This is a genomic window from Pedomonas sp. (genome assembly GCF_036515995.1).
Lineage (GTDB): Bacteria > Pseudomonadota > Alphaproteobacteria > Sphingomonadales > Sphingomonadaceae > Pedomonas.
This window is the reverse complement of the sequence record NZ_DATBUP010000110.1, coordinates 1-4,881: the sequence shown is the minus strand read 5'-3', so window position 1 is coordinate 4,881 and position 4,881 is coordinate 1. Positions and strand designations below refer to the sequence as shown.

Below are 4,881 nucleotides of genomic sequence, written 5' to 3'. Positions count from 1 at the left end.
ATGCTGCTGAAAGACAAGGTGATCATCATCACCGGCGTAGGTCCGGGGATGGGTCAGGCGATGGCAAGGATTGCCGCACAGGAAGGCGCCAAGGTGGTGCTGGGCGCACGCAACCAGGACTTTCTGGATGGCGTTGCCTCCGAGATCCGTGCCGGCGGCGGCGAGGCCGTTGCCAAATCGGCGGACGTGAGCCGCAGAGCCGACTGCGACGCGCTGGTAAAGGCTGCCGTTGACGCCTTCGGCCGGGTCGATGGCCTGATCAACAGCGCCTATGTGGGCGGCGAGGACGCCCCGTTCGAGAATGGCGACATCGAGCGCTGGGGCCAGGTGATCGACGTTGGCGCACTCGGCGCGGCCCGCATGGCCCAGGCCGTCCTGGAGCCGATGAAGGCGCAAGGCGGCGGCGCCATCGTCAACGTGGCGACCATGCAGTCCTTGAAGCCGCTGCCCGGCGGCTCGATCTCCTACGCGGTTGCCAAGGGCGCGCTGGCGACCCTCTCGCGCCAGATCGCGGCGGACGTGGGCCAGTACAACATCCGCGTCAACTGCACCCGCATGGGCTGGCTGTGGGGCGAGCCGGTCCGCCAGGCGGTCAAGCGCATGGTGGCGGCAACGGGCGGCAGCGAGGAGGCGTTCGTCCAGGGCGTGGCGTCCAAAATCCCGCTGGGCGTGATCCCGCCTGAGGAAGAGTGCGCCCGCTCGGTGCTGATGTTCGTCTCGGACTACACCAAGATGGTCACCGGCGCCGTGCTCGACGTGAACGGCGGCGAGTGGATGGCCCCCTGAGGCCAGCGCCGGCACCGGCGAACTTGGGCAAATAAGAAAGGCCTTTCCCCGGTTGTTTTCCGGGGAAAGGCCTTTTGCTTTTATGCAGCGGGCGCGATCTGGGGGATGAGCGCCAGCACCTGCTCGGCATGCTCCTTCCGGCAGATCAGCAGATCCGGCATGTAGGTGTCCTGCTGGTTGTAGACCAGCGGGCTGCCGTCGATGCGCGAGCAGTGCAGGCCGTAGGCCAGCGCTACCGCCGCAGGCGCGCAGCTGTCCCACTCGTACTGACCGCCGGAGTGCAGGTAGATGTCTGCCTCGCCCCGGATGATCGACATGGCCTTGGCACCGGCCGAGCCCATCGGCACCAGTTCCGCGCCCAGGCGCTCGGCGACTTCCGTTGCCTCGCGCGCCGGACGGGTCCGGCTGACGACCATACGCAGACGCTCCGGTGCAGGCGGGACGACGCCCGGCTGGTCGGTCCGCAGCACCACGCCCAGGCCCGGCAGCGCGACCGCACCAATGGTGGGCACGCCGTTGATGGCAAGCGCTACGTGGACTGCCCAGTCGGTGCGCTCCTCGCCATATTCGCGGGTGCCATCGACCGGATCGATGATCCACACGCGCTCCTTGGTCAGACGCTCGTCGGTGTCCTTGCTTTCCTCGGACAAAAGGCCGTCATCGGGCCGCTGTTCCCGCAGGGCATGGATGAGGAACTGGTTGGCGGTGGCGTCGCCCGCCTTGCCCAGCTTCTTGAGCGAGAGCATGCCTGAGGCACGCACCTCGATCAGGATGCGGCCCGCCACCTCAGCGAGGTGAGCGGCCAGTTCCGCGTCGGTGAGGGAAGCACCTGCTTGCGCAGGTGCTCCGTTGGCGTTGCTTGCTGCTACGGCGGCAGCTCCTTGAGCGGCCGTCATCAAGCATCTCCCAGGAGGGCATCGACGATCATGGTCGCGGCCTGTTCGGGCGTGACCTTGCTGGTGTCGATGCGGATTTCCGGGCTGTAAGGCGGCTCATACGGGCTGTCGATACCGGTGAAGTTCTTCAGCTCGCCCGAGCGTGCCTTCTTGTAGAGACCCTTCACGTCGCGCTCCTCGGCCACGCTCAGCGGCGTGTCGATGAACACTTCGAAGAACTCGGCCTCAGGCAGCATCTTGCGCACCATCTCGCGCTCCGCCCGGAACGGCGAGATGAAGGCGGTGATGACGATCAGGCCGGCATCGGTCATGAGGCGCGCCACTTCGCCGACACGACGGATGTTCTCGATGCGGTCCGCCTCGGTGAAGCCCAGGTCCTTGTTGAGGCCGTGGCGCACGTTGTCGCCGTCCAGCAGGAAGGTGTGCCGGTTCATCCGGAACAGCTTCTTTTCAACGAGGTTGGCGATGGTGGACTTGCCGGCACCGGACAGGCCGGTGAACCACAGCACCGCAGGCTTCTGGTTCTTCAGGTTGGCGCGGGCCTCCCGGCTGATGTCCAGCGCCTGCCAATGGACGTTCTGGGCGCGCCGCAGCGAGAAGTGCAGGCGACCGGCCGCCACGGTGGCGTTGGTCATCTTGTCGATGAGAATGAAGCCGCCGAGCGTCCGGTTGGCGTCATACGGCTCGAACACGATCGGCTTGTCGGTCGCCAGCTGGGCCACGCCGATGGCGTTCAGCTCCAGCGTCTTGACCGCGATGTGCTCCATCGTGTTGACGTTGACCGCGTACTTGGGCGCCTGCACCGTTGCCGAGACGGTCTGGGTGCCCAGCTTCAGCCAGTAGGCCCGGCCCGGGGTCATGGCCTCGTCCGCCATCCAGACGAGGGTGGCCTCGAACTGGTCGGCGGCCTGCGGCGGGGCATCGGCCGTGGCGATGACGTCACCGCGCGAGCAGTCCACCTCGTCTGCAAAGCAGAGGGTGACGGACTGGCCCGCAATGGCCTCGTCCAGATCGCCATCCATCGTGACGACGCGGGTGATGGTGCTGGTCTTGCCCGAGGGCAGCACGCGGATCTGATCGCCCGGCTTGACGCTGCCCGAGGCGATGAGGCCCGAGAAGCCACGGAAGTCCAGGTTCGGGCGGTTGACCCACTGCACCGGCATGCGGAACGGCTTGGCGAGGTCCGCCGTGCTGTTGACCTCCACCGATTCCAGGTGCTCGATCAGGCTCGGGCCGGTGTACCATGGGGTGTTGGCCGAGCTGGTGGTGATGTTGTCGCCCTTGAAGCCGGAGATCGGCATGGGGACGAACTGCTCGATGCCGATCGAGCGGGCAAAGGCGGTGTACTCGGCAACGATCTTGTCGAACACCTCCTGGCTGTAGTCCACAAGGTCCATCTTGTTGACGGCCAGAACGATGTTCTTGATGCCCACCAGCTGCGCCAGGTAGCTGTGGCGGCGGGTCTGGGTGAGCACGCCCTTGCGCGCGTCGATCAGAATGACCGCCAGATCCGCGGTGGAGGCACCGGTGATCATGTTGCGGGTGTACTGCTCGTGGCCCGGGGTGTCGGCAACGATGAACTTGCGCTTCTCGGTTGCGAAGAAGCGGTAGGCGACGTCAATGGTGATGCCCTGTTCGCGCTCGGCGGCCAGGCCATCGACCAGGAGGGCAAAGTCGATGTCCTGCCCTTGCGTGCCGACGCGCTTGCTGTCGGCTTCCAGCGCGGCCAGCTGGTCCTCGAAGATCATCTTCGAGTCATACAGAAGACGGCCGATCAGGGTCGACTTGCCGTCATCCACGCTGCCGCAGGTGATGAAGCGCAGCATGGTCTTGTGCTGATGCTGGACCAGATAGGCGTCGATATCCTCGGCGATCAGCGCGTCGGTGACGTAAATCGGATCATCGGAAGTGGTGGTCAGGGTCATCAGAAATACCCCTCCTGCTTCTTCTTTTCCATGCCGGCGCCGCCGGCGTCCTTGTCGATGGCGCGTCCCTGCCGCTCGGACGTGGTGGTCAGCAGGGTCTCCTGGATGACTTCCGTCAGGCTGGAGGCCGTGCTCTCCACCGCACCGGTCAGGGGATAGCACCCCAGCGTGCGGAAGCGGATGGAGCGCATCACCGGCTCTTCACCGGGCTTCAGCGGGAAGCGGTCGTCATCGACCATCAGGATCAGGCCATCGCGCTCCACGGTCGGACGCGGGGCTGCAAAATACAGCGGCACGATCGGAATGTTGTTGAGGTGGATGTACTGCCACACATCCAGCTCGGTCCAGTTGGAGATCGGGAACACGCGGATGCTCTCGCCCCGATGCTTGCGGGCGTTGTAGAGGTTCCACAGCTCCGGGCGCTGGTTCTTCGGATCCCAGCCGTGGGTCGCAGTGCGGAAGCTGAAGATGCGCTCCTTGGCGCGGCTCTTCTCCTCGTCGCGGCGCGCGCCGCCGAAGGCCGCGTCAAAGCCCCACTTGTCGAGCGCCTGCTTCAGGCCTTCGGTCTTCCACATGTCGGTATGCAGCGGGCCGTGATCGAACGGATTGATGCCGCGCTCCATCGCCTCCGGGTTGTGGTAGACAAGCAGCTCCATGCCGCTTTCCTTCGCCATCCGGTCGCGCAGGCGGTACATCTCCTGGAACTTCCAGGTCGTGTCCACGTGCAGGAGCGGGAACGGCGGCGGCGACGGGTAAAATGCCTTGCGGGCCAGATGCAGCATCACGGCCGAGTCCTTGCCCACCGAATAGAGCATCACCGGACGCTCCGCTTCGGCAACAACCTCGCGCATGATGTGAATCGCCTCGGCCTCGAGCCGCTCCAGATGGGTGAGCGATCTTTGCAATCCGCTCATTGAGAGTTCTCCCCCTCAGGTTCCGTTTTTGTACGGTTGCATTTCCTACGCATCTTGGCGAGAAATGGACCCCCCATATGGGAGGTGCTGTAAAATGATCCCTCTGGACGAGCGCGACATCCTGACCAGCCTGCACTCCGGGCCTCTGGAAAAACCGTTGTGGAACACGTTCTTGGCTCGCCTGAAACGGCGGGTGGGCGCGGAGTTCTGCGGCATGTATTTTCGGCAGGGAGATGCTCATATCACCGAATCAACGGAGATCGCCGTTGGCCCGACGTACCCGGACGACCTGCGCGCCAAGTACAATGCGGACTTTCACGTGCTCGACCCGATTCCCTACGATGACCTGAGACCGGGCCG

Annotated in this window: 4 protein-coding genes and 1 pseudogene; 2 read left to right on the top strand and 3 right to left on the bottom strand. The window is 64.9% G+C overall.

The window, feature by feature from the left end; genetic code table 11:
* Positions 1 to 786: SDR family oxidoreductase (locus VIG90_RS08315; RefSeq protein ID WP_331593026.1), on the top strand; the 786-nt coding region annotated here is incomplete at its 5' end.
* A gap of 80 nt (positions 787 to 866) precedes the next feature.
* Here VIG90_RS08315 and VIG90_RS08310 read toward each other — a convergent pair.
* Genes VIG90_RS08310 through cysD form a run of 3 tightly spaced genes read right to left on the bottom strand, consistent with a single transcriptional unit; the run spans position 867 to position 4,521 of the window.
* Positions 867 to 1,682 carry a 3'(2'),5'-bisphosphate nucleotidase CysQ gene (locus VIG90_RS08310; RefSeq protein ID WP_331593025.1) on the bottom strand — a complete coding sequence of 272 codons (816 nt, stop codon included), beginning with the start codon at positions 1,680 to 1,682 and terminating at the stop codon, positions 867 to 869.
* Positions 1,682 to 3,607 carry a sulfate adenylyltransferase subunit CysN gene (cysN, locus tag VIG90_RS08305; protein ID WP_331593024.1) on the bottom strand — a complete coding sequence of 642 codons (1,926 nt, stop codon included), beginning with the start codon at positions 3,605 to 3,607 and terminating at the stop codon, positions 1,682 to 1,684. Before cysN ends, VIG90_RS08310 begins: the two co-directional genes overlap by 1 nt.
* Positions 3,607 to 4,521: a sulfate adenylyltransferase subunit CysD gene (gene cysD / locus VIG90_RS08300; RefSeq protein ID WP_331593023.1), complete on the bottom strand. Its 915-nt coding sequence runs from the start codon at positions 4,519 to 4,521 to the stop codon at positions 3,607 to 3,609. The genes cysN and cysD overlap by 1 nt, the downstream gene beginning before the upstream one ends.
* Positions 4,522 to 4,615: 94 nt before the next feature.
* On the opposite strand from cysD, the pseudogene VIG90_RS08295 reads away from it, so the two are divergent.
* Positions 4,616 to 4,881: pseudogene (locus VIG90_RS08295) on the top strand (LuxR family transcriptional regulator); the annotation flags it as partial.